Source organism: Bradyrhizobium sp. Ghvi (assembly GCF_900115265.1).
GTDB lineage: Bacteria > Pseudomonadota > Alphaproteobacteria > Rhizobiales > Xanthobacteraceae > Bradyrhizobium.
Genome location: NZ_FOVU01000002.1, coordinates 476,487 through 499,495, shown reverse-complemented (window position 1 = coordinate 499,495; position 23,009 = coordinate 476,487). Strand labels below are relative to the sequence as shown.

The window sequence follows — 23,009 nt, the reverse complement described above, 5'->3', positions numbered from 1 at the left end:
GACGGCAAACATCATCCCCTCCAAGCGCGATGCGACGACCGAATCGCGGCCCGCGCGATTCGCGCAAAATGGCGTCTTGCACATGCGCAGATGCGCGCTCCCGCCGTTAAGCATGAAAATAATTTCGTTGCCAAAGTTCGCGACTCAGAGTCCGCGACTCGGTCTGGTGAGACCATCGCGCGCTTTGCAGCGTGCGCCGTCGCGCTGATCACGCGCGATGTGCGCGCAAAGAATAATACTTGCTGCATAGTGTTTTCTTGCAATCGCGGCGCTTGCCGACATCGATGTCGCGAGACGCATTTGCAATCGCAGTCGCATCTCTCCGCGCGTCCGCAAATCAATCGCGGCTGGCGCACGCGCGCTGCGTCGTCAACACTTCCTTAAGTCAGAAGATGTTTTTTTCGTCGTGTTGGTGTATTTGGGGTGAGTGCATTCGATCCCCGAATGCGCACAGCGATTAAAGCCATCTCACACATCGGAGGGCAACATGGCCAAGAAAGCGAAGAAGGCGAAGAAGGCGAAGAGCGCAGTGAAGAAGACTGCGAAGAAGACCCGCAAGGTCGCGAAGAAGAAGAAGTAACTTCGCTTCTGAAGTTGCCGGCTCCAGCAGCCGGCACGTCATCAGCGCCTCCTAGAGGTTCTGGTCGACGATAGAGGGTGTCGGCGAGACATCAGGTCAACGGTCGGATCGTCAGCTTTCGCGAGTTCGCTCGTCAAAGTCCGGTCCGGCAGAAGAAACGAGTTTTCTTCGTTCGGTGCGGATCTCTTCAAGAGGGCTCCGCAATTCCACGAGCGGCCTTCGGGCCATCACGGAATCTGGTCCTGACGTGTTCGCCGACGCCCTCGTTCTCCTTGAGGCCGGGGTATTGCCGGCATCCCTTTCCCGACATTGTTGATCTGACCGCACGTCGTCGTGCCGCTTCTGTCATGCTGGCTTGGTCACTCAGCTTGGACAGACAACGCGGGGCTATGGCGTGATTGCGCGCCGCTTCTCCAGACGCGGTGTCATCGCCCGGCTCCGATCCGGGTGATCCAGTACGCTGCGGCTTCTCAGGGCCGACTGCGGCCTCTGGAGTTCTGGAATACTGGGTCACCAGCCTTCGCGGTGACGTCGTTGAAGGGAAGCAACCACAGCGCCGGCACCACCGTGTGCGATGGTTATCGATGTCCCAAAATCCTGCGGTAAACGGAATCTGACGAAGCGCAGAAGTGCCCGCAAATCAGGGACTTCTTGCTTCGCCGACGCCTGTGCCGCGTGCTCGCGTTTACGTCTGCTTCATCGCGATACTTAAACTGCCATTCAAATTTGCCCGCCATCATCGCCTCCAACAAGCCGGCAAACGGCAACGGGCAAGAAGCCCTGGGGACGAGTTGAACAGCGCATGATCCAGAAGGATCGCGCAAATCAAGGTTGGACGGGAGCCGCGCTCGGGGAACGGGGCGGCATAAGAAAAAGGGGATGCGTGATGTTTCAGGGTACTTTCGATCTCGATGCGGCAACGCCAATCGATTCGAACGCGCTGTCGGACGTTCTGTTCGAGCGCGGAATCTACTGGGCGAGCGGCCGCTCGGGGCTGGTCGACCTCGTCGCCGCGCACAAATGGTTCAACCTCGCAGCGCTGAAGGGCCGCAAGGATGCCATCGCGCTGCGCCAGGAAGTGGCCGCTCAGATGTCGGATGCCGAGATCTCGGTCGCGCAGCGTGATGCGAGGGCGTGGGTGTCCGCGCATTGAGCTGCGAAAGTACCGAGCCCGCGTGATCCCGACAACAACGTCTCAGGGCCGAGCCAACGGCTGCCGATTCGGATCGCGCCGGACGAGGCGGTTTGGAACTCGGACGGGCGGACGAGGCCGTTCTGATATCGCCCTCGACTGAGGGATCCCGCGCTCCCGCGTCCAGGTGCGCGCACGCATATATAGAAGAGCGCGAATCAAGCTGAATTCAGCCGCGCAGATCCTTGCGTCAGGCTTTCTCAGCCGTGCCACGAGCGCCTTCCGCGGGAACGAATGCGCAGACCTTGATTTTGAGCGGGGTGGCGGAGAGAGAGGGATTCGAACCCTCGATACAGCTTGAGACCGTATGACGCTTTAGCAAAGCGTTGCCTTCAGCCACTCGGCCACCTCTCCGGTGCGAGCCTTATGCATCCAATTGCTTGGGCCGGTCAATTTGGAAGCGTGTGTTTTCGCTCAAATATTCCCAACGAATTCCACAGCTCAAGGCGTGGACAAGCACGGTTCGCTCTCGCGCGGAGCAATAGCACGCGGAAACCCCGACGTCGCCTGGCGCAAGTGACGGGCGGGGGACGCAGACAGAATCATTCCTTCTGCGTCAAGTAACTGAATTCATTAGCTGTTTCCAGCTGTTCCTTGCTTCGCGGGTACGATCATCGTTCGCGGCGCGATCAGAGGCGCTCCGCCAGCAGGGATATAGAGTGTCTGCGCGGTCAACGATTCATCTGTGTCCAGCCAGAGATCACCACGCGTTACGGACGGTTACATACTCCCGCTGAGTCTCCGTGCTGATTCCACGATTCGAGCGCCTGGGACCGCGGGCTGTGTGGCAAAGCCGCCCCGCGCGTCGGAGGGGGGAACTTTGACCGCAGATGGAGTCGTCCAGAAAATGCTAATAAAAACAATGTGTTACGAGCGTCGTCTGATCACATCTGCGTGTTATTTGTGCAACACTCTTCGGGAAACACGCTTCGTAGGCCCGTTTTGGAGCGTTCTCTTGTTGTGTGTGCAAGGACGTTCGGTAATTGTGATCAGGCGACGGAGGGGGGCATCCCAAGGTCGTCCCGTTTAGGTCTTTCGCTTAAGTCCCTCGCGTTCATGCGGGTGTGTCCGAAGACGCGAAGGTGGCCAAAGCGGTGATTTAGAGGGGGTTGGGGAATTGGCCATTCGGGTCAGTGACCTTCCCTGAAGAGCAACTTGGAGGTTTAACATGAAGTTGGTTAAGAGCCTTTTGCTCGGCTCAGCGGCGGGTCTCATCGCCGTGGGCGGAGCGCAGGCAGCCGATCTGCCCGTGAAGGCCAAGGCGGTCGAATACGTGAAGATCTGCTCCCTGTACGGTGCGGGTTTCTACTACATGCCTGGCACGGACACCTGCATCAAGCTGGGTGGTTACGTCCGCGCTGACGCCATTTTCGGTGGCGCTGGCGACTACAATTTCAACGGTAACGGGGCTGCGGTTAACGGTGGTTCGAACAACCGCCTGACCAACTATTACTACACCCGCGCTCGTATGGACCTGAACGTCGATACCCGCACGGCAACCGAGTACGGCGTTGTTCGCACCTACGCTGACATGATCTTCAGCTATGACACGATCACCGGCGCGCAAAACACCTCGGCGCCCACTGGTGGCACGTCGTTCGGTGCTGGCGGTGCTACGCTCGGCCTCTACCATGCGTTCATCCAGTTCGCCGGCTTCACCATGGGTCGCACGGTCTCGATCTTCGACGCTCCGTGGCAGTCCTACAACTCGGGTGGTCCCGATACCATTCCGGGCGGTTCCAACCACGTGACCGGTATCAATCAGCTGGCTTACACCGCTGACTTCGGCCAGGGCATCACCGGTTCGATCGCTTTGGAAGAACCCACCACTCAGTCGAACGGCCAGGGCAACCTCTGGAACGTCAACGGCTTCTCGGCTTCTGGTGCTGTGCTTGGCTCGACCAGTGCGCTCGGCGCGGCCGGTACTACCTTCGTTACCACGTCTGCGGCTGCCGCCGGCGCTGCCCTCATCCAGGGTCAGTACGGCGTGAACGATTGGGGTGGAACGCGCATTCCCGACATCGTCGGTGCCCTGCGTGTTGACCAGGCCTGGGGTCTGGGCCAGATCTCGGTCGCTGCACATGACCTCCACGCTGGTTACTACGGCTCGTCGGAGCCCTCGAACCATCCGGCGGACAAGTGGGGCTGGGCTGTGATGGGCTCGTTGTCCATCAAGAACATCCCGACTGGTGCGGGTGACTCGCTCAACTTGAACGCCGTCTACACGGATGGCGACTCACGCGAAAACTTCCAGGTTCTGTTCCCGCAGACCTTCTATATTTTCAGCGGCACTGGTGTGGCTGGTGCGTACCAGAGCGTTGGTTTCGCTGGTATCTCTGACGGTGTCTTCGGCACCAACGGAAGCATCGAGACCACGAAGACCTGGGGCGTTCGCGGTGGCTACACCCACAACTGGAACCCCTACTGGGCCAGCGCCATCTACGGTGGTTATGCTGGGTTGAGCTACTCCAGCAACGCCAAGGCGCTGATCTGCGCCAACTTTACCGCGGCTGGGTTCGGCGCCACTGCGACGTGTAACCCCGACTTCAACTTCGGCGTCGTCGGTGTCAACACGGTCTGGACCCCGGTCAAGAACCTCTCGTTCACGGCGGACCTCAGCTGGTCGCGGCTGGACCAGAAGTACTCGGGCACGATCACTGTGCCGGGCACTCCGGGCGCGAACGGCTTCAATACCAATGCAAAGCCGGCCGCTGTGTACGAGCTGAAGGATCAGAACTCGCTGACCCTGATGCTCCGTGCCAACCGCGTCTTCTAATATCGACGCATCGACCATCTCTGAACCCCCGGCGGGAAACTGCCGGGGGTTTTCCTTTGCTTGCAGCGGGTGCGGTCGGATTCTGGTTCTGTCCGTATTTGACCGAAACGTCGTCGCTGATTTTTGGGTGCGCTAGTTCTAGTTCACCCGCCCCAGTGTTGGCTTTGGTAGGGATCGCTGTACCCGACCGGTGCCGAGTAGGGGGCCGCGGGGGCGTACCCAAATCCTGCAGCCGCACGCGGCGTCAGGTGGGGGACGAAAGCTTTGGTGGAAGGCGCTAGATGTCGCTTATGACTTGCCGTACCGGCACTGGCGGAGGCAGCCAGGGCGACGAGGATGCCCAAGGCCAAAATCGCTCGCATCGCAATTGCTCCTGTTGAATCGAGATGCTTACGTGTGCTTCGGCCCGTGCCGCACCAGTGTGCCACCCCTACACGATTGCTCACATCCCCGGCATCGAAGGATGCTGAGGGATCCCAGATCATGACGACGTTGGTGCCGGCAGTGGCGCGGCCCTGCAGAGTGAATCTCAGCGAATCCCCGTCATGAGGGGGCAGCGCCGGTTTCTGTTACAAAATGACCTGAACGTGTTCCATTCGGCAGAGAGCTGCTCTACTCCACGCTGCCGGCGCCGCGGCGCAGATCGGCCTCGATCTGTAGCCGCGTGCCGCCGCCGAAGCGGGCGCGGTAGACCTGAAGGTTCTCCATGATCCGCTGCACGTAGTTGCGCGTCTCGGAGAACGGGATCAGCTCCACCCAGTCGACCGCGTCGACTTTTGGATCGCGTGGATCGCCGTAGCGGTCGATCCACTTCTTCACGCTGCCGCGGCCGGCATTGTAGGCGGCAAACGTCATGATGTAGGAACCGCGATAATCCTCGAGCAGACCGCCGAGCTCGGCTGCGCCGAGCGTGGCGTTGTAGGACGAATCGTTCTTCAGCCGCGACAGGTCATAGGTGGCACCGTGCCGCTTGCAGACGTAGCGCGCGGCATCCGGCGTCACCTGCATCAGGCCATAGGCCTGCGCGGGAGAGACCACAGCCGGATTGAACGCGCTTTCCTGGCGCGCGATGGCATAGACAATGCTGCGTTCGACCTCGGGGCCGATCTGGCTGAATTGCGGGATGCCGTTGACGGGATAGGCGTAGAAATCGAACGGCAGGCCGCGATTGAGCGCGGCCTTGCCGACCAGCAGCATGCCGCGCGCGTCGCTGTAGCGCTGGGTCAGCTCGCCGAGGCCGGCCAGGGCCTCGGGATCGCCGTTCTCGCCCATGTCGGCGAGCATCGGGACCGCCAGTTCGCGCTCGTCGAGCTCGTAGAGCAAATGCGCGGCGCGCACGATCTCGAGCCGCTCGGCGCCGCGGCTGCGGGGCTGGTTGTTCAGATCGATCTGCGGCAGGCCGAGCTTGGCGCGTGCGAGCTGGCCGTAATAGCTGGTCGACTGCTCGGCGGCGCGAGCATAGGCATTGCGCGCCTCCTGCTGGCGACCGGCAGCCTCGGCCGCGCGGCCCTGCCAGTAACCCGCGCGTGCCAGCGTGGTCGGATTGACACTGCCGACGCCGATGCGAGCAAAATGCTGGGCGGCCGCCGCGGGATCGTTCAGGAAGCGTAGCGCGATCCAGCCCGCCGTGAACTCCTGCTCGGTCTTGTAGATGTCGCGCGAGGGCAGCGCGGCGTCGCGCGCGATCAGATAGGCGCTGCGGAAATCCTCGGTGTCGATCATCTTGCGCGCAAGGAGCCGCCGCTCGATCCACCATTCGTCGAGATTGTAGAGCCGGTTCGGATCCTTCGGCGCCGCCAGCATGAGCTGAGCCGCCTCGGGAAACTTCTCTTCGCGGCGCAGAAGCTGGATCTTGCTGAAGATGAAGCCGGGATCGCCGTGCAGCTCGCGCGGCACTTCTTCGAGCAGCGCGCGCGTGTTGGGCGCCTTCCTGAAGGAGGCAATACGGGCCTTGGCGAGCGCGACATAGCCCGCGCCGAGCCGCTTTGCCGCGCGTAGCGCCGCCTCGTGCTCGCTGCCATAGAGCAGCGTGTCCATCCGCGCCTTCTGGTCGCCCGGGGTGAGCAGCGCACCGAACTGATCGAGCGCGTTGTTCTCGGTCTCCTCCGACATCGGATCGCTGCGCCATGCTTCACGCACCAGCCGTTCGGCATTGGCGCGGTCGCCACGCGCCAGCATTGCCTTGGCGAGCGCGAAGCGGCCCTTGGCCGAAACCGGGGATTCGTTCTCGAACCACGACCAGGCGACGGAATCGTCGCGCCTGTCATCCCACATCGCGGCTTCAAGCCGCCGGCGCAGGAAAGTCTGCGACGGCCAGCTCGGATTGGCGGAGAGGAAGGCGCGGTAGCGCTCGACGCTCGCGCCGTTATCCTCGCTGCGCAGGATGATCCATTCCGCGAGTTTTCGCGCGACCGGATCGGAAATCGAATCCGCGTAGCTGGTGGCATCGGCCGGCTTGTGCTTGCGTACGAGCTCGATGACGTTTTCGAGCGTGTCCTTGTCGGCTTGCGACGTCGAGGACGTCGCAGCGATCGCGGCCGGTGTGACGGGCTTGCGCGGCGCGGCGTGCTGGCGGGTCGCAGGCGCCAGCACGGGCGTTGCGACGGGCCTCGCAGGGGCCGGCGCGGAAGGTCTCACGGTGGCCGTCACCGCTGGCGCGGGGTGGGAGGACGGACCATTGGCGGCCGGCCGGGACTTTGGAGGAGCGGCCGCAGCCGCGGGCTTTGGCTTGTCCTTCGAGGCATCCTTGCCGGCAGGCTTCTTCGCCGCATCCTTGGCTGTAACCGGGGCGGGTCCCTTGCTCGTGCCTTTGGTGGTTTCCTTGGCCGGACCCTTGGTGGTCTCCTCGTGCGATCCTTTTGTCGTATCCTTCGCGGCCGGCTTGGCAGCCGGCTTCGCGGTTCCCTTGTTCGCTTGCTTGGTGGGGTCCTTTGCTGCGTCCTCGGCCGTTTCGCTGGACTTGGCCAAGGCGACGCAGCCGATCGACAGCCCGGCCATCAGGCACAGGGCCAGACCGGTGGATCGCCATGCGGCACGGGGAAAGGAGGTCACGGCGGTTCGTCGCCCCGAATCAGTCAATTGGCTCAAGACCTATCTGTACAAGATCTGGCTGTATTTGATTGAATATGCGGACAAAATACCAACAACCGCTTACCTTCGCCGGGTTTGCACCATCACCGCGGCAAAATCGCGGCTTAAACGGTGCGTCACACGGAAGCGGGTCTTTTACGGGCCGGATAGACCCGATATGAAGGTGGCTTGCTCGAGAGATAGCCGCGTACGGAGGGAAGTCCATGGCAGCCAAGACGAAATTCCGGGGATCGTTCACCGCCTTGGTCACGCCGTTCAAGAACGGCTCGCTGGACGAGGCGGCGTTCCGGTCGCTGGTCAACTGGCAAATCTCGGAGGGCACCAACGGCCTGGTCCCGGTCGGCACCACCGGCGAGAGCCCGACGCTCAGCCATGACGAGCACAAGAAGGTGGTCGAATGGTGCATCGAGGAGGCCAAGGGCCGTGTGCCCGTGATCGCCGGCGCCGGCTCCAATTCGACCAAGGAAGCGATCGAACTGGCCCAGCACGCCGAGACGGCGGGCGCTAACGCCGTGCTGGTGGTGACGCCCTACTACAACAAGCCGACCCAGGAAGGCATGTACCAGCACTTCAAGGCGGTCAACGATGCGATCGGCATACCGATCATCATTTACAACATCCCCCCGCGCTCGGTGATCGACATGTCGGTCGACACCATGAAGCGCCTGTGGGAGTTGAAGAACATCGCCGGCGTCAAGGACGCCACCGCCAGCATGGTGCGTGTGTCGCAACAGCGCGCGGCGATGGGCGAGGATTTCAACCAGCTCTCGGGCGAAGACGCCACCATCATCGGCTACATGGCGCATGGCGGCCATGGCTGCATCTCGGTGACCTCGAATGTCGCACCGCGCCTGTGCGCCGAATTCCACGCCGCCTGGCAGAAGGGCGACACCAAGGCCGCGCTTGCGATCCACGACAAGCTGATGCCGCTGCATAACAACCTGTTCATCGAGAGCAATCCGGCGCCCATCAAGTACGCGATGTCGCTGCTCGGCAAATTCGACGAGACGCTGCGCCTGCCGATGGTGCCGGTCTCCGAGCCGACGCGGGTGGCCGTGCGCAGCGCCATGGTGCACGCTGGCCTCATCAACTGATGGACTAGCCAATCTGGGAGCCGTCGATGAGCGTCGAGGAAAGAGGCACGCGGATGCTCAGGGAGTTCCGCGAGTTCGCGATGAAGGGCAATGTCGTCGACCTCGCGGTCGCCGTCATCATCGGCGCGGCCTTTGGCGCCATCGTCACGTCGCTGGTCAGTGACATCATCATGCCGATCATCGGCGCCGCGACCGGCGGCCTCGACTTTTCGAACTACTTCGTGCCCTTGTCGAAGGCAGTGACCGCCACCAACCTGGCGGATGCGAAAAAGCAAGGTGCGGTGCTCGCTTACGGCAACTTCCTGACGCTGACGATCAACTTCCTCATCATCGCCTTCGTGCTTTTCATGGTCGTTCGCACCATGAACCGGTTCAAGCGCAAGGAAGAGGTCAAGCCCGCGGAGCCGCCGAAGCCGTCGGCCGAGGTCGTGCTGCTGACCGAGATCCGCGATCTCCTGAAGAAGTGACGCGCGCGCTTCATCCAATTTGTTAGCGTACGCGCGCATCTCGATTAGGTTTTTGCTACCATGGCCGACAAGAACGAACGACCCATCAAGGTCATGGCGGAAAATCGCAAGGCCCGCTTCAACTACGCCATCGAGGATACGATCGAGGCGGGGATTGCGCTGACCGGAACCGAAGTGAAGTCGATCCGTAACGGCAAGAGCACGATCGCGGAATCCTATGCCGACTCCAAGAACGGCGAGATCTGGCTGATCAACGCCACCATTCCCGAATACCTCCAGGGCAATCGCTTCAACCACGAGCCCAAGAGACCGCGAAAGTTGCTGCTGCACCGCCGCCAGATCAACAAGCTGATGGGCGCGGTCGATCGCGAAGGCATGACGCTGATTCCGCTCAAGCTCTATTTCAACGAGCGCGGTCGGGCCAAATTGCAGCTCGCGGTTGCAAAGGGCAAGAAGCTGCACGACAAGCGCGAGAGCGAGAAGAAGCGCGACTGGAGCCGGGAGAAGGGCCGCTTGATGCGGGCGAGGGGATAGTGCGATGAACCAGCGGAACTTGCTCGAGGTCGACTGGAGCCAGATCCCGGCACCTGCCGACGATGGTGGCGCGGCGCATCTGAAAGGCCTGGTGCTGCCCGCGATCAGCCTGCTCGCGACCGATGACACTTCGGTTGATCTGTCGGCGCTTCGGGGCCGCACGGTGGTATTTGCCTATCCGCGCACCGGCGAGCCCGGCAAGATCTCGCTGGTCGACGATTGGGACATGATTCCGGGCGCGCGCGGCTGCACGCCGCAGACGTGCGCCTTCCGCGATCTGTTCGCGGAGTTGAAAGCCGCCGGCGCGGCGCAGGTGTTCGGCCTCTCGACCCAGAGCAACGAATACCAGACCGAGATGGCCTCGCGGCTACATCTGCCATTCCCGGTGCTCTCGGATGAGAAGCTGGCGCTCACGCGCGCGCTCAATCTGCCCACCATGGAAGTCGCGGGCCTCACGCTGATCAAGCGCCTCGCGCTTGTGATCGACGATGCCAAGATCACGCATGTGTTCTATCCGGTGTTCCCGCCCGATCGCAACGCCGGCGACGTCCTGGATTGGCTGAAGGCCAATCCCGCGAAAGCCTAATCCAGGTCGGCCTTCACTTTCGCGAACACGCTGCGGAACATGTCGGGCGTCAGCACGCCGGTGTTCGTGTTGTAGCGCGAGCAGTGATAGCTGTCGTACAGCCTGAAGGCGCCGGCCTGGTGCACCGCGCCGTGGCCGAACGGCGCTTGCGAGGCCTTCAGCTTCAGCGGCTTGAGCACGCTATCGTGCGCAATCCGCCCGAGCGCGATGATGGCGCGCAGCTTCGGCATCGTCTCGAGGTTCGCGACGAGAAACTGGCGGCAGGTGTTGATCTCGATCGGGAGCGGCTTGTTCTGCGGCGGAACGCAATGCACGGCATTGGCGATCCGGCAGTCGACCAGCTTCAAACCGTCATCCGGCCGCGCCTGATAGCTGCCCTTGGCAAAACCATATTCCAGTAGCGTGGCGTAGAGCAGGTCGCCGGCATAGTCGCCGGTGAACGGCCGCCCCGTGCGGTTGGCGCCCTGCATCCCCGGCGCGAGCCCGACGATCAGAAGGCGGGCCGTGATGTCCCCAAAAGGTGCAACCGGAGCGTTGTGCCAGGACGGCTCGCGCGCGCGGTTCGCCTCGCGAAAGGCGACCAGGCGCGGACAGAGCGGACAGTCACGGTCGGGGACGAGGGCGGAGGCCTGGCGGCTTGGCCGGGCCGCCTCACTCCTCGAAATCGTCATCGCCCCTCGGCGCCATCGTGGTCGCGCGCTGGAGGAACTGCGGGGCATGGTGGCGCGCCTCGCGTTCGCCGCGATCACGCGGGGCCGGGCGCTCGGAAGGGTCGCGGCCAAGCTTGGACTGCAGCTCGACGAGATCGGTGAAGACGTCGGCCTGGCGGCGCAGCTCGTCGGCGATCATCGGCGGCTGGCTGGCAATGGTGGAGACCACGGTGACCCGCACGCCGCGGCGCTGCACCGCTTCGACCAGCGAGCGGAAGTCGCCGTCACCCGAGAACAGCACCATCTGGTCGATATGCTCGGCAAGCTCCATGGCGTCCACGGCGAGCTCGATGTCCATGTTGCCCTTGACCTTGCGCCGGCCGGAGGCGTCGATGAATTCCTTGGTCGCCTTGGTGACGACGGTGTAGCCGTTGTAGTCGAGCCAGTCGATCAGGGGACGTATCGAGGAATATTCCTGATCCTCGATGATCGCCGTGTAGTAGAACGCCCGCAGCAGCGTCCCGCGGCTCTGAAACTCCTTCAGAAGGCGCTTGTAATCGATATCGAAGCCAAGAGTTTTCGCCGTCGCGTAAAGATTGGCGCCGTCGATAAAGAGCGCGATCTTGTTGGTAGGAGAAGGTGACATTCAGTTTGCTCGCGTAGTGGTCGTGATTGATCGTTTATTGTTGGCACGGCCACAGTCAGCCGCGCAGTTCTAAATTGCCGCCGAAGCCCGTCGAAACCGCAAATCCGGAGAAGTCGGGGCAAACAAGGTATAGTTATGGCGGTTCTGTCTACATCCGGCGCTGCCCACAATGGCAGCCCGGAAAACCACCCATCCCAGCCCCAATGTGGGGGTAGCAGAGCCATTTGGCGAGGCCAAATCACAAATTGGCCTTGCGAAATCGTCCCGTCCCCTATAACTAACCCCGATCATCCACATATTTCGTCCCACCCAAAGCGGAGCGACAGTCCATGGCTCGCGTCACCGTAGAAGATTGTATCGACAAGGTCGACAACCGGTTTGACCTGGTCCTGCTGGCTGCCCACCGCGCCCGCATGATTTCGTCCGGTTCACAACTAACGGTTGACCGCGATAACGACAAGAACCCTGTTGTATCTCTGCGCGAAATTGCCGACACGACCATCTCGCCGGAAGATCTCCGCGAGGAGCTGGTGCACTCCCTCCAGAAGTTCGTCGAGGTGGACGAGCCCGAACCCGACACCGTGCCGCTGATCGGTTCCGCCGGAGCCAGCGTCGATGCGGACGATACTGAAGTGGCTGTGGAGCGCATGACCGAAGAGGAGCTCCTGAAGGGCCTCGAAGGGCTCGCGCCGCCGGAAGAGCAGCCCGAGGAGGACGAGTAATCGTCTTGCTCGCGATCGTCGACTTCTTGTGATCTTATCAAAGGCCCGAACCCGCGTTCGGGCCTTTGCTTTTGTTGACCTTTTCGTGGTTACCATAGCGTTGCCGGTTGCGCCGCGCGCCTGTCACTGAATTGATCGGCGGCGTCCGCGATCGGAGCTTAAGATGTATACAACGGGCCGTTTCGCGGTCCGTTTGAAGGCAGGACCGTATGGTGTATCGACGCCGCAGACCCACGCAGATGCAGGCCGCAACCGAATCGGTTGCCGTGGCCCCGACTGCGCCGGTGGCACGGCCAGCGAAGCCGCGCGCGCGCATGATGCGTCAATATGACCTCGTCGAGCGCGTCCGGTCCTATAATCCGAACACCAACGAAGATCTGCTGAACCGGGCCTATGTCTACGCCATGAAGGCGCACGGCTCGCAGACCCGTGCCTCGGGCGACCCGTATTTTTCGCACCCGCTCGAAGTGGCGGCGATTCTCACCGACTTGAAGCTGGACGACGCCACCATCGTCGCCGCGCTGCTGCACGACACGATCGAGGACACCGAAGCGACACGCGCCGAAATCGATCAGATCTTTGGTCCCGAGATCGGAGCATTGGTCGAGGGCCTGACCAAGCTGAAGCGGCTGGAGTTGGTGTCGCGCGAAGCGAAGCAGGCCGAGAATCTGCGCAAATTGTTGCTGGCCATCGCAGACGATGTCCGCGTGCTCCTGGTCAAGCTCGCCGACCGCCTGCACAACATGCGCACGCTCGACTTCGTGCCGACAGAATCGCGCCGGCGCATCGCCGAGGAGACACTCGACATCTACGCGCCCCTGGCCGGACGCATGGGCATGCAGGAAATGCGCGAGGAGCTGGAGGATCTGTCCTTCCGCACCCTCGATCCGGAAGCCTATGCGGTGGTGATGCAGCGGCTCGATGCGCTGGCCGAGCGCAACCGCAACCTGATCGGCGAGATCGAGGACCAGCTCTCCAACAATCTGCGCCACCGGGGGCTCGGCGCGCGGGTCTATGGCCGCCGCAAGAAGCCGTTCTCGATCTGGACCAAGATGGAGCGCAAGTCGGTCGGCTTCGAGCAATTGTCCGACATCTTCGGCTTCCGTCTCGTCGTCAACGACATCGAGGCCTGCTATCGCGCGCTCGGCATCGTCCACACCACCTGGCCGGTCGTGCCGGGGCGTTTCAAGGACTACATCTCGACGCCGAAGCAGAACGATTACCGCTCGATCCACACTACGGTGATCGGCCCCGGCAACCAGCGCGTCGAGCTGCAGATCCGAACCGAGGCAATGGACCAGATCGCCGAGCGCGGCATCGCCGCGCACGTCTTCTACAAGGAAGGAGTCGGGTCGCCGACCGAATTCCTCAAGCGCGAGTCCAACGCGTTCGCCTGGCTGCGCCACACCATCGGCATTCTCTCGGAGAGCGCCAATCCCGAGGAATTCCTCGAGCACACCAAGCTCGAGCTGTTCCACGACCAGGTGTTCTGCTTCACCCCGAAAGGCAAGCTGATCGCTTTGCCGCGTCATGCCAACGTGATCGACTTCGCCTACGCCGTGCATACCGACGTCGGCAACAGCGCAGTCGGCTGCAAGATCAACGGCCAGTTCGCGCCGCTGTCATCGGAGCTTCAGAACGGCGACGAGGTCGAGGTGCTGACGTCGGAGGCGCAATCGGCGCCGCCCTCGGCTTGGGAGACGCTCGCCGTCACCGGCAAGGCGCGCGCCGCGATCCGGCGTGCCACCCGCACTGCGGTGCGCGATCAATATGCGGGTCTCGGCCGGCGCATCGTCGAGCGCCTGTTCGAGCGCGCCAAGATCGAATACGCCGACGACAAGCTCAAGGGCGCGCTGCCGCGCCTTGCGCGCACCTCGATCGAGGACGTCATGGCGGCGGTCGGGCGCGGCGAGATCAAGGCCTCCCACGTCGCGCGCGCGATGTATCCTGATTACAAGGAGGAGCGCGTCGCGCGTTACGGCGTCAAGAAGGGACTCGCCGCCAAGCTCAAGGAGAAGTCGTCGGAGCCGTCGCGCAGTCCGGTCGCGATCCCGATCCGCGGCATCAATTCCGACCTGCCGGTGAAGTTCGCGCCGAACGGCGGCGCCGTGCCCGGCGATCGCATCGTCGGCATCGTCACGCCGGGCGAGGGGATCACGATCTATCCCATCCAGTCGCCGGCGCTGAAGGATTTCGAAGAGGAGCCGGAGCGCTGGCTCGACGTCCGCTGGGACATCGAGGACTCCGCGCCGCAGCGCTTCCCGGCGCGCATCAAGGTCGAGAACGTCAACGAGCCCGGCGCGCTGGCGCAGATCGCGACCGTGATCGCCGAGCACGACGGCAACATCGACAATATCAGCATGCAGCGCCGTTCGCCCGACTTCACGGAGACGACGATCGATCTCGAAGTCTACGATCTCAAGCATTTGAGCGCGATCCTGGCTCAGCTGCGCGCCAAGGCGGTCGTTGCTCGTGTCGAACGTGTTAATGGATGAAGCGCGTCGTTGCCGGGCTTGACCCGGCAACCCATCTCTTCAAAGAAGATGGATGCGCGGGGCGTGCCCGCGCATGACGAGTTGAGAACCGTCACTTCGTGAGTTCCTGAAATGCCCGCATCTCCGCTCCGCCTCGGCGTCAATATCGACCATGTCGCCACCGTCCGAAATGCCCGCGGGGGCCGCCATCCCGATCCCGTCCGGGCCGCGCTGCTCGCGATCGAGGCGGGCGCCGACGGCATCACGGCGCATTTGCGCGAAGACCGCCGGCACATCCGCGACGAGGACATGGCGCGGTTGAAGGCGGAAATCTCCAAACCGTTGAATTTCGAGATGGCCGCGACCGACGACATGATGCGGATCTCGCTCGCGACAAAGCCGCACGCGGTGTGCCTGGTGCCGGAGCGGCGCCAGGAGGTGACGACCGAGGGCGGCCTCGACGTCGTCGGCCAACACAACGCGCTGGCGCCCTATATCGCGCGGCTCACGGACGCCGGCATCCGCGTCTCGCTGTTCATCGCGGCAGACCCTGCGCAAATCGCGATGGCCGCGCAACTGCGCGCGCCGGTGATCGAGATCCACACCGGCGCCTGGTGCGACGCCGTGACGGACGGCCACACCGACAAGGCCGAGGCGGAGTGGCAGCGGATCCTTGCCGGGGTGAAGCTAGCCAAGGCGGCCGGGCTCGAAGTTCACGCCGGCCATGGGCTCGATTATGCGACGGCCGAGAAGATTGCAGCGCTGCCGGAGATCATGGAGCTCAACATCGGCTACTACATGATCGGCGAGGCGCTGTTCGTCGGTCTCGCCGAGACGGTGCGCAAAATGCGCGCCGCGATGGATCGCGGGCGGAGCCGGGCATGATCATCGGCATCGGCTCCGACCTGATCGACATCACGCGCGTCGCCAAGGTGATCGAGCGTCACGGCGAGCGCTTCCTCGATCGCATCTTCACCGCGACCGAACGGGCCAAGGCCGAGCGGCGTGCCAAGAACGAGAAGATGGTGGTTGCGACTTACGCCAAGCGGTTTGCCGCCAAGGAGGCCTGCTCGAAGGCGCTCGGCACCGGCATCCGGCAGGGCGTGTGGTGGCGCGACATGGGGGTGGTCAATCTGCCTGGGGGCCGGCCATCCATGCGGCTGACCGGGGGGGCGCTGGCCCGGCTCCAAGTCCTGACCCCGGAGGGGTTCGAGCCGCAGATCGACCTTTCCATCACCGACGACTGGCCACTCGCGCAGGCCTTCGTGATCATTTCCGCCGTCCCGCGGGCCAAACCCTGACCAAGTTCTGACGGACTGCCGTTTGCTATATAATTTGCGTTAAGAATCAATGCTTTGTGCAGTTTTGATGCGATCCTTGATTGCGTGACCTGCGACAACCGTCTAAAAGTCCGCGGACGCAAATCAGGCTGGGCGAATTCGGCTTTACGCCGGAATTGGCCCCACTATCAGAATCAGGACAATCTCCTTGGGCCGCGAACGGGTGGGCTGGACGCGGGAGGAGGGCGTTCTGTGATCGCCGGCCGGAATTGAGAGAGCAATGAGCGTGACTTCGGGAACGAAAACTGAAAGCGGCGTCGGCGAAACAGTCCGGGTCGTGATCCACGCTCTCCTGATCGCCCTGGTGATCCGCACCTTCCTGTTCCAGCCGTTCAACATCCCCTCCGGCTCGATGAAGGCCACGCTGCTGGTCGGGGACTATCTGTTCGTCTCGAAATATTCGTACGGCTATAGCCACTATTCGATCCCGTTCTCGCCGCCGCTTTTCTCGGGACGAATCTGGGGCTCGGATCCGAACCGTGGCGATATCGTCGTGTTCCGCCTGCCCAAGGATGACACCACCGACTACATCAAGCGTGTGATCGGCCTTCCCGGCGACCACATCCAGATGAAGGACGGTCTGCTCTACATCAACGACACCCCGGTCGAGCGCCAGCGCATGAGCGAGTATGTCGGCGAAGATCCGTGCGGCTCCGAGGGCGGCGGCATCTCGCGCGTGAAGCGCTGGAAGGAAACGCTGCCGAACGGCGTCTCCTACGAGACGCTCGATTGCGCGGACAACGGCTACATGGACAACACCAACGTCTACACCGTGCCGCCTGGCCATTTCTTCATGATGGGTGACAACCGCGACAACTCCACCGACAGCCGCTTCCTCGGTCAGGTCGGCTACGTGCCGCGCGAGAATTTGATCGGCCGCGCGCAGATGATCTTCTTTTCCATCGGCGAAGGCGAGCATGCCTGGATGTTCTGGCGCTGGCCGTGGTCGGTGCGCTGGAATCGCTTCTTCAAAATCGTCCGATGAAAGACGAAGCCAAGGACATCACGACCGAACCGATCGAAGCGCAAGCCGCTCCTGAGGGCGAAGCTGCAACCAAGACGCTTGCGCCCAAGAGCGCTGAGGCCAAGACGTCTGATACCAAGGCTGCTGATGCCAAGGCTCCCGCGAGGAAGAAGCGGACGCGGAGTAGTAAGGCCAAGGACAAGGCCAAGGCGGCCGCCGAGGCCAACGCGGCGCTCGAGGCGCGCATCGGTCACCGCTTCGCTGACCCGAATCTTCTGATGCAGGCGATCACCCACGTCTCGGCGCTGAAGTCCGGGCGCAAGCGCGGCGACAGCTATCAGCGGCTGGAGTTCCTCGGCGACCACGTGCTCGGGCTCGTCGTCTCCGACATGCTTTATCACGCCTTTCCGAACGCCGACGAGGGCGAGCTGTCCAAGCGGCTTGCCGAACTCGTGCGCAAGGAGAGCTGCGCCGACGTCGCCAAGTCGCTCGGTCTGCTCGAGGACATCAAGCTCGGCTCGGTCGGCTCCAGCGCCGATGCCCGTCTGCGCAAGTCCATCCTCGGCGACATCTGTGAGGCCGTGATCGGCGCGATCTTCCTCGACGGCGGTCACGCAGCTGCGGACGAGTTCGTCAAGCGCAACTGGACCGAGCGCATGCACAAGCCGCGGCGTCCCTTACGCGATCCCAAGACGGTGTTGCAGGAATGGGCGCAGGGGAAGGGACTGCCGACGCCAGTCTATCGCGAGGTCGAACGCACCGGCCCGCATCATGATCCGCAGTTCCGCGTCGCGGTGGACCTGCCGGGATTGGAGCCGGCCGAAGGCATCGGCGGCAGCAAGCGCGCGGCGGAGAAGGTGGCGGCCTCGGTGATGATCGAACGTGAAGGCGTTGGCGGCGGCAATGACGGTTGAAACAGGCGGCGAGGCGCCTGCCGCGACGCGCTGCGGCTTCGTTGCGCTGATCGGCGCGCCGAATGTCGGCAAGTCCACACTGGTCAATGCGCTCGTCGGGGCCAAGGTCACGATCGTCTCGCGCAAGGTGCAGACCACGCGCGCGCTGATCCGCGGCATCGTGATCGAGAACAACGCGCAAATCATCCTGGTCGACACGCCCGGTATTTTCCTGCCCAAGCGCCGGCTCGACCGTGCCATGGTTTCGACCGCCTGGAGCGGGGCGCATGACGCCGATCTCGTCTGCGTGCTGCTCGATGCCAAGACCGGAATCGACGACGAGGCCGAGGCGATCCTGGCCAAGGCCGCCAGCGTCAATCACGACAAGATCCTGGTCATCAACAAGGTCGACCTGGTCCAGCGCGAGAAGCTCCTGGCGCTGGCGCAAGCCGCCAACGAGCGCATGAAGTTCGCAAGGACTTTCATGATCTCCGCGATCTCGGGCGACGGCGTCGACGACATCCGCACGACGCTTGCCCAGATGGTGCCGCCGGGCCCGTACCTCTATCCCGAGGACCAGATGTCGGACGCGCCGATGCGGCAGCTGGCGGCCGAGATCACGCGCGAAAAGATCTATCAGAAGCTGCACCAGGAATTGCCCTACCAGTCGACGGTCGAGACCGACAAGTGGGAGGAGCGCAAGGACAAGTCGGTGCGCATCGAGCAGACGATCTTCGTCGAGCGCGAGAGCCAGCGCAAGATCGTGCTCGGCAAGGGCGGCGCCACCATCAAGTCGATCGGCGCGGATTCGCGCAAAGAGCTGATGCAGATCCTGGACGTGCCGGTTCATCTGTTCCTGTTCGTCAAGGTGCGCGAGAACTGGGGCGACGACCCCGATCGCTACCGCGAGATGGGCCTGGAATTTCCCAGGGAATAACCAAGAAAAGATCAGTCGCCGATGAGTGTGCCCCGCAACGTCCAGCGTTTCGAAGCGCTGCTCTATGCCTCGCTGATGCTGGATGCGCTGTCGGTGGCGGTGCAGGACCGCACGCCCACGATCGAGATGACCGAGCAGATGATCATGACGGGGACCTTGCTCGCCGGCGGCATGATTTTGCTGCTGGTCTATTTCGTCTGGCTGGCCGCGCATTGGCGCAAGAACTGGCCGCGCTGGGTGCTGGCGGCGGCGTTGGTGCTGTCGGTGATCTCGCTCGGCCAGATCCTCGGCGAGCGGGGCCTCGAGCTCGACAGCGCCATCGAGATCGTCTCCTGCGCGCTGACGGCGTTCGGGCTGTATTTCTCGTTTACCGGCGACGCGCAGGGCTGGTTCAACGCGTGACGGCCTCGTGTCCCGGACAAGGGGCGGCGCGTCAGCGCTGCGCCGCAGAGCCGGCCCAGGTGCGCGCGGAGAACGGGCCCCGGCTCGGCAACGCGGCGCTAGCGCGCCGCGTTTCGTCCGGGGCACGAGTGCGTGCGAGAGGCGCCGGAATCCTGTAAACTCTCCCCCATGGAATGGACCGACGATGGCATCGTGCTGGGCGTGCGGCGGCATGGCGAGAGCAGCGCCATCGTCGAGCTGCTGACGCGCCAGCACGGCCGGCATCTCGGTCTCGTGCGTGGCGGCGCCAGCTCGCGGCTGCGGCCGCTCTTACAGCCCGGTAACAGCGTCAGCGCGGTGTGGCGGGCACGGCTCGACGAACACCTCGGCACCTACGCCATCGAGGGGCTGAAGCTGCGCGCCGCGACGCTGCTGGGATCCTCTCATGGGGTCTACGGCGTCACCCATCTGGCTTCGATTGCGCGGCTGCTTCCCGAGCGCGATCCGCACGAAGAGATCTTTGGGTTGCTCGAACATTCGCTCGACGATTTCGACGACATCGGCAGCGCCGCCGTGCATCTCATCCATTTCGAGCTGGCGATGCTCTCCGAGCTCGGCTTTGGACTCGCGCTCGACAACTGCGCGGTGACCGGGGAGACCACCGACTTGATTTATGTCTCGCCCAAATCCGGCGGTGCGGTATCGCGCGGCGCGGGTGAGCCGTGGCGCGACCGGCTGCTGCGGCTGCCCCCGTTCCTGCGTCAGGGCGAGATGCACGACGACCTCACGGACGAGGATCTCCAGGACGGTTTCCGGCTGACCGGCCTATTCCTGCTGCGCCACGTGCTGGAGCCGCGAGGCCAGGGCCATTCCGACGCCCGCGCTGGCTTCATCAATGCCCTAATCCGGCAGCAGGCCAAGGCGGCACTTCCCGCACCGTGAATGGCGACGATACCGCCGCCATGAGCAGATCGCGGTGCTGCATTGCTTGAGGACATGCGGTTCCCCCCGGAACGAAATGGGGCTGTTCGCGTTGGCGCGGGCAGGTTCCATAACGGGGACAGCCCACATGTTGATCAGGGGTTTTGCGCTGACCGCGGCGCTGCTCGCTTTTGCGCCTGACACTATGGCCGGCGAGGCGCAACCCAGCGTCTTCCGTCGTGCCTCCTGCACCGTCGTCCGGTATTATGTTGCGAAATATTCCGCTGCGGCCGCAGAGACATGGGCGCGGTCTCACGGCGCAACCGATGCCGAGATCGAGGCGGCCCGCCGCTGCGTGGCCAACGCGCCGGCGACATCTCCGGCCAAGGTCCAGCCCACCGTGACGGCCGGCTGGGCAGGGCAGTAGAAGCCCACAGGGAACCAATCCATCCTTGCCCGATTCGCTTCCACGGTTTAACCGGGCGGCATGGGAAAACGAATCGTTCCGCCGGAAGAACCGGCCGAAATTCACGAGGTGCCGCTGCGTGATGCGCTGGAAGAGCGCTATCTCGCCTATGCGCTCTCCACCATCATGCACCGCGCGCTGCCCGATGCGCGCGACGGCCTGAAGCCAGTCCACCGGCGCATTCTCTACGGCATGCGCCTGCTCCGCCTCGACCCCGGCACGGCCTTCAAGAAATCCGCCAAGATCGTCGGCGACGTGATGGGCTCGTTCCATCCGCACGGCGATCAGGCCATCTACGACGCCATGGTGCGCCTCGCCCAGGATTTCTCCTCGCGTTATCCGCTGGTCGATGGCCAGGGCAATTTCGGCAATATCGACGGCGATAACCCCGCCGCCTACCGCTACACCGAAGCGCGCATGACCGACGTCGCGCGGCTTCTGCTCGAGGGTATCGACGAGGACGGAGTCGAGTTCCGCGCCAATTACGACGGCCAGTCCAAGGAGCCGGTGGTGCTGCCCGGCGGCTTCCCGAACCTGCTCGCCAACGGCGCGCAGGGCATCGCGGTCGGCATGGCGACCTCGATCCCGCCGCACAACGCCGCCGAACTGTGCGACGCCGCGCTGCATCTGATCGAGAAGCCCGACGCGAAGTCCAAGGCGCTCCTGAAGTGGGTGAAGGGCCCGGATTTCCCGACCGGCGGCATCATCGTCGATTCCAAGCAGGCGATTGCAGAAGCCTATACGACCGGCCGCGGCTCGTTCCGTGTCCGCGCCAGGTGGTCACAGGAAGAGGGCGCTCGCGGCACCTGGGTCGTCGTCGTCACTGAGATTCCCTTCCTGGTGCAGAAGTCGCGCCTGATCGAGAAGGTCGCCGAGCTGCTGGACCAGAAGAAGCTGCCGCTGGTCGGCGACATCAGGGACGAGTCGGCCGAAGACGTTCGCATCGTCATCGAGCCGAAGTCGAAGAACGTCGATCCCGCGCTGATGATGGAATCGCTGTTCCGGCTGACCGAGCTCGAAAACAAGATTCCGCTGAACCTCAACGTGCTGATCAAGGGCCGCATTCCCAAAGTGGTGGGGCTCGCGGAGTGCTTGCGCGAATGGCTCGACCATCTGCGTGACGTGCTGATCCGCCGCAGCAACTACCGCAAGGCGCAGATCGAGCACCGCCTGGAAGTCCTCGGCGGTCATCTGGTCGCCTATCTGAACCTCGACAAGGTGATCAAGATCATCCGCACCGAGGACGAGCCGAAGCCGGCGCTGATCAAGGCGTTCAAGCTCACCGAGATCCAGGCGGAAGCCATCCTCAACATGCGTTTGCGCAATCTGCGCAGGCTCGAGGAAATGGAGATCCGCAACGAGGACAGGGATCTCCGCAAGGAGCTGAAGGGCATTGAAGGCGTGCTCGCCTCGGAAGCCGAGCAATGGAAGAAGGTCGGCGAGCAGGTCGGCAAGGTCCGCGACATGTTCGGGCCGAAGACGCCGCTCGGCAAGCGCCGCACCACCTTTGCCGATGCGCCCGAGCACGATCTCGCCGCAATGGAGGAGGCCCTGGTCGAGCGCGAGCCGGTGACGGTCGTCGTCTCCGACAAGGGCTGGATCCGCACCATGAAGGGTCACGTCGAGGATCTCTCGGGCCTCGCCTTCAAGCAGGACGACAAGCTCGGTTTCGCCTTCTTTGCCGAGACGACCTCGAAGCTCCTGCTGTTCGCCACCAACGGCAAGTTCTATTCGCTGGATGTTGCGAAGCTGCCGGGCGGCCGCGGCCACGGCGAGCCGATCCGCCTTTTCATCGACCTCGAGCAGGAGGCGGCGCCCGTTGCGCTGTTCGTCCACAAGGGCGGTCGCAAATTCCTGGTCGCCAGCCACGAAGGCCAGGGTTTCGTCGTCAACGAGGACGATTGCGTCGGCACCACCAAGAAGGGCAAGCAGGTTCTCAACGTCGACATGCCGAACGAGGCGCGCGCGGTCACTGAGGTGGTCGGCGACACCGTCGCTGTGATCGGTGAGAACCGCAAGATGCTGATCTTCCCGCTCGAGCAGGTGCCGGAGATGGCGCGCGGCCGCGGTGTGCGCTTGCAGAAATACAAGGACGGCGGTCTTTCCGACGTCGCGGTCTTCGACGCCAAGGCGGGCCTCACCTGGAAGGACTCCGCCGGGCGCGAGTTCTCGGCGACCATGAAGGAGCTCGCGGAATGGCAAGGCAACCGCGCCGACGCCGGTCGCCTGCCGCCGAAGGGCTTCCCGAAGTCGAACAAGTTCGGCAAGGTGATTGGGTAGGGGCGGCCCTCGTCGG

General features: G+C 63.3%; 20 protein-coding genes and 1 tRNA gene. 17 read left to right on the top strand and 4 right to left on the bottom strand.

Annotated features, from left to right (window positions below):
• Positions 1 to 1,466: 1,466 nt before the first annotated feature.
• A complete protein-coding gene (locus BM374_RS09125) occupies positions 1,467 to 1,733 on the top strand; it encodes a hypothetical protein (protein WP_092291114.1) in 267 nt (88 codons plus the stop codon).
• A gap of 300 nt (positions 1,734 to 2,033) precedes the next feature.
• Here BM374_RS09125 and BM374_RS09120 read toward each other — a convergent pair.
• A tRNA-Ser gene (locus BM374_RS09120) sits at positions 2,034 to 2,126 on the bottom strand.
• Positions 2,127 to 2,940: 814 nt separating this feature from the next.
• Between BM374_RS09120 and BM374_RS09115 the strand changes: the two genes are divergently transcribed.
• On the top strand, positions 2,941 to 4,548 hold the full coding sequence (locus BM374_RS09115) for a porin (RefSeq protein WP_092291113.1): 1,608 nt from the start codon (positions 2,941 to 2,943) through the stop codon (positions 4,546 to 4,548).
• Between the two features lie 612 nt (positions 4,549 to 5,160).
• On the opposite strand, the gene BM374_RS09110 is transcribed toward BM374_RS09115, so the two are convergent.
• Positions 5,161 to 7,545 (bottom strand): transglycosylase SLT domain-containing protein, encoded by a 2,385-nt coding sequence (locus BM374_RS09110; protein ID WP_177248229.1) that lies wholly within the window; start codon positions 7,543 to 7,545, stop codon positions 5,161 to 5,163.
• A gap of 296 nt (positions 7,546 to 7,841) precedes the next feature.
• Between BM374_RS09110 and dapA the strand changes: the two genes are divergently transcribed.
• From dapA to BM374_RS09090, 4 genes are read left to right on the top strand one after another with little or no spacing between them, the layout of a single operon-like run.
• Positions 7,842 to 8,732: a 4-hydroxy-tetrahydrodipicolinate synthase gene (gene dapA, locus BM374_RS09105; RefSeq protein ID WP_092291111.1), complete on the top strand. Its 891-nt coding sequence runs from the start codon at positions 7,842 to 7,844 to the stop codon at positions 8,730 to 8,732.
• A 26-nt stretch (positions 8,733 to 8,758) separates the two neighbouring features.
• Entirely contained in the window at positions 8,759 to 9,199 is a 441-nt protein-coding gene (gene mscL / locus BM374_RS09100) for a large conductance mechanosensitive channel protein MscL (protein ID WP_092291110.1), read from the top strand.
• A gap of 60 nt (positions 9,200 to 9,259) precedes the next feature.
• Positions 9,260 to 9,733 (top strand): SsrA-binding protein SmpB, encoded by a 474-nt coding sequence (gene smpB, locus BM374_RS09095; RefSeq protein ID WP_024341117.1) that lies wholly within the window; start codon positions 9,260 to 9,262, stop codon positions 9,731 to 9,733.
• A gap of 4 nt (positions 9,734 to 9,737) precedes the next feature.
• Complete coding sequence (locus BM374_RS09090; RefSeq protein WP_092291109.1) at positions 9,738 to 10,319, top strand: peroxiredoxin; 582 nt, start codon at positions 9,738 to 9,740, stop codon at positions 10,317 to 10,319.
• Here BM374_RS09090 and BM374_RS09085 read toward each other — a convergent pair.
• Both BM374_RS09085 and BM374_RS09080 read right to left on the bottom strand, forming a co-directional pair.
• Entirely contained in the window at positions 10,316 to 10,990 is a 675-nt protein-coding gene (locus BM374_RS09085) for a uracil-DNA glycosylase (RefSeq protein ID WP_092291107.1), read from the bottom strand. The two genes, BM374_RS09090 and BM374_RS09085, sit on opposite strands and share 4 nt — an antisense overlap.
• Positions 10,971 to 11,615, bottom strand: coding sequence for a LabA-like NYN domain-containing protein (locus BM374_RS09080; protein ID WP_011087827.1), 645 nt, complete (start codon positions 11,613 to 11,615; stop codon positions 10,971 to 10,973). The genes BM374_RS09085 and BM374_RS09080 overlap by 20 nt, the downstream gene beginning before the upstream one ends.
• Positions 11,616 to 11,944: 329 nt before the next feature.
• Here BM374_RS09080 and rpoZ point away from each other — a divergent pair, with 329 nt between their 5' ends.
• The 11 genes from rpoZ to parC all read left to right on the top strand — a co-directional run bounded on the left by rpoZ (position 11,945) and on the right by parC (position 22,993).
• Complete coding sequence (gene rpoZ / locus BM374_RS09075; RefSeq protein WP_008133017.1) at positions 11,945 to 12,337, top strand: DNA-directed RNA polymerase subunit omega; 393 nt, start codon at positions 11,945 to 11,947, stop codon at positions 12,335 to 12,337.
• Positions 12,338 to 12,546: 209 nt separating this feature from the next.
• Entirely contained in the window at positions 12,547 to 14,832 is a 2,286-nt protein-coding gene (locus BM374_RS09070; RefSeq protein ID WP_092291105.1) for a RelA/SpoT family protein, read from the top strand.
• A 111-nt stretch (positions 14,833 to 14,943) separates the two neighbouring features.
• Positions 14,944 to 15,696, top strand: coding sequence for a pyridoxine 5'-phosphate synthase (locus BM374_RS09065; RefSeq protein ID WP_092291103.1), 753 nt, complete (start codon positions 14,944 to 14,946; stop codon positions 15,694 to 15,696).
• Positions 15,693 to 16,112 (top strand): holo-ACP synthase, encoded by a 420-nt coding sequence (acpS, locus tag BM374_RS09060; RefSeq protein WP_092291101.1) that lies wholly within the window; start codon positions 15,693 to 15,695, stop codon positions 16,110 to 16,112. Before BM374_RS09065 ends, acpS begins: the two co-directional genes overlap by 4 nt.
• Before the next feature lie 259 nt (positions 16,113 to 16,371).
• Entirely contained in the window at positions 16,372 to 17,136 is a 765-nt protein-coding gene (lepB, locus tag BM374_RS09055) for a signal peptidase I (protein ID WP_092291099.1), read from the top strand.
• Complete coding sequence (rnc, locus tag BM374_RS09050) at positions 17,133 to 18,029, top strand: ribonuclease III (protein ID WP_092291097.1); 897 nt, start codon at positions 17,133 to 17,135, stop codon at positions 18,027 to 18,029. The genes lepB and rnc overlap by 4 nt, the downstream gene beginning before the upstream one ends.
• Complete coding sequence (gene era / locus BM374_RS09045) at positions 18,019 to 18,945, top strand: GTPase Era (protein ID WP_092291095.1); 927 nt, start codon at positions 18,019 to 18,021, stop codon at positions 18,943 to 18,945. The genes rnc and era overlap by 11 nt, the downstream gene beginning before the upstream one ends.
• Positions 18,946 to 18,966: 21 nt before the next feature.
• The gene (locus BM374_RS09040; RefSeq protein WP_092291093.1) at positions 18,967 to 19,347 is read left to right on the top strand and encodes a hypothetical protein; all 381 of its coding nucleotides are present in this window, start codon (positions 18,967 to 18,969) and stop codon (positions 19,345 to 19,347) included.
• A 168-nt stretch (positions 19,348 to 19,515) separates the two neighbouring features.
• A complete protein-coding gene (gene recO, locus BM374_RS09035; RefSeq protein ID WP_092291091.1) occupies positions 19,516 to 20,268 on the top strand; it encodes a DNA repair protein RecO in 753 nt (250 codons plus the stop codon).
• Positions 20,269 to 20,395: 127 nt separating this feature from the next.
• Positions 20,396 to 20,674, top strand: a complete 279-nt coding sequence (locus tag BM374_RS09030) for a hypothetical protein (RefSeq protein WP_092291089.1) — start codon at positions 20,396 to 20,398, stop codon at positions 20,672 to 20,674.
• A 60-nt stretch (positions 20,675 to 20,734) separates the two neighbouring features.
• Positions 20,735 to 22,993 (top strand): DNA topoisomerase IV subunit A, encoded by a 2,259-nt coding sequence (parC, locus tag BM374_RS09025; protein ID WP_092291087.1) that lies wholly within the window; start codon positions 20,735 to 20,737, stop codon positions 22,991 to 22,993.
• The last annotated feature ends 16 nt before the right edge of the window (positions 22,994 to 23,009 follow it).

Bases quoted from the DNA above. Each gene is read 5' to 3' on its own strand.
- BM374_RS09125 (WP_092291114.1), top strand. From the start codon at position 1,467: ATGTTTCAGGGTACTTTCGATCTCGATGCGGCAACGCCAATCGATTCG.
- BM374_RS09115 (WP_092291113.1), top strand. From the start codon at position 2,941: ATGAAGTTGGTTAAGAGCCTTTTGCTCGGCTCAGCGGCGGGTCTCATC.
- BM374_RS09110 (WP_177248229.1), bottom strand. From the start codon at position 7,545: ATGGCCGGGCTGTCGATCGGCTGCGTCGCCTTGGCCAAGTCCAGCGAA.
- dapA (WP_092291111.1), top strand. From the start codon at position 7,842: ATGGCAGCCAAGACGAAATTCCGGGGATCGTTCACCGCCTTGGTCACG.
- mscL (WP_092291110.1), top strand. From the start codon at position 8,759: ATGAGCGTCGAGGAAAGAGGCACGCGGATGCTCAGGGAGTTCCGCGAG.
- smpB (WP_024341117.1), top strand. From the start codon at position 9,260: ATGGCCGACAAGAACGAACGACCCATCAAGGTCATGGCGGAAAATCGC.
- BM374_RS09090 (WP_092291109.1), top strand. From the start codon at position 9,738: ATGAACCAGCGGAACTTGCTCGAGGTCGACTGGAGCCAGATCCCGGCA.
- BM374_RS09085 (WP_092291107.1), bottom strand. From the start codon at position 10,990: ATGACGATTTCGAGGAGTGAGGCGGCCCGGCCAAGCCGCCAGGCCTCC.
- BM374_RS09080 (WP_011087827.1), bottom strand. From the start codon at position 11,615: ATGTCACCTTCTCCTACCAACAAGATCGCGCTCTTTATCGACGGCGCC.
- rpoZ (WP_008133017.1), top strand. From the start codon at position 11,945: ATGGCTCGCGTCACCGTAGAAGATTGTATCGACAAGGTCGACAACCGG.
- BM374_RS09070 (WP_092291105.1), top strand. From the start codon at position 12,547: ATGGTGTATCGACGCCGCAGACCCACGCAGATGCAGGCCGCAACCGAA.
- BM374_RS09065 (WP_092291103.1), top strand. From the start codon at position 14,944: ATGCCCGCATCTCCGCTCCGCCTCGGCGTCAATATCGACCATGTCGCC.
- acpS (WP_092291101.1), top strand. From the start codon at position 15,693: ATGATCATCGGCATCGGCTCCGACCTGATCGACATCACGCGCGTCGCC.
- lepB (WP_092291099.1), top strand. From the start codon at position 16,372: ATGAGCGTGACTTCGGGAACGAAAACTGAAAGCGGCGTCGGCGAAACA.
- rnc (WP_092291097.1), top strand. From the start codon at position 17,133: ATGAAAGACGAAGCCAAGGACATCACGACCGAACCGATCGAAGCGCAA.
- era (WP_092291095.1), top strand. From the start codon at position 18,019: ATGACGGTTGAAACAGGCGGCGAGGCGCCTGCCGCGACGCGCTGCGGC.
- BM374_RS09040 (WP_092291093.1), top strand. From the start codon at position 18,967: ATGAGTGTGCCCCGCAACGTCCAGCGTTTCGAAGCGCTGCTCTATGCC.
- recO (WP_092291091.1), top strand. From the start codon at position 19,516: ATGGAATGGACCGACGATGGCATCGTGCTGGGCGTGCGGCGGCATGGC.
- BM374_RS09030 (WP_092291089.1), top strand. From the start codon at position 20,396: ATGTTGATCAGGGGTTTTGCGCTGACCGCGGCGCTGCTCGCTTTTGCG.
- parC (WP_092291087.1), top strand. From the start codon at position 20,735: ATGGGAAAACGAATCGTTCCGCCGGAAGAACCGGCCGAAATTCACGAG.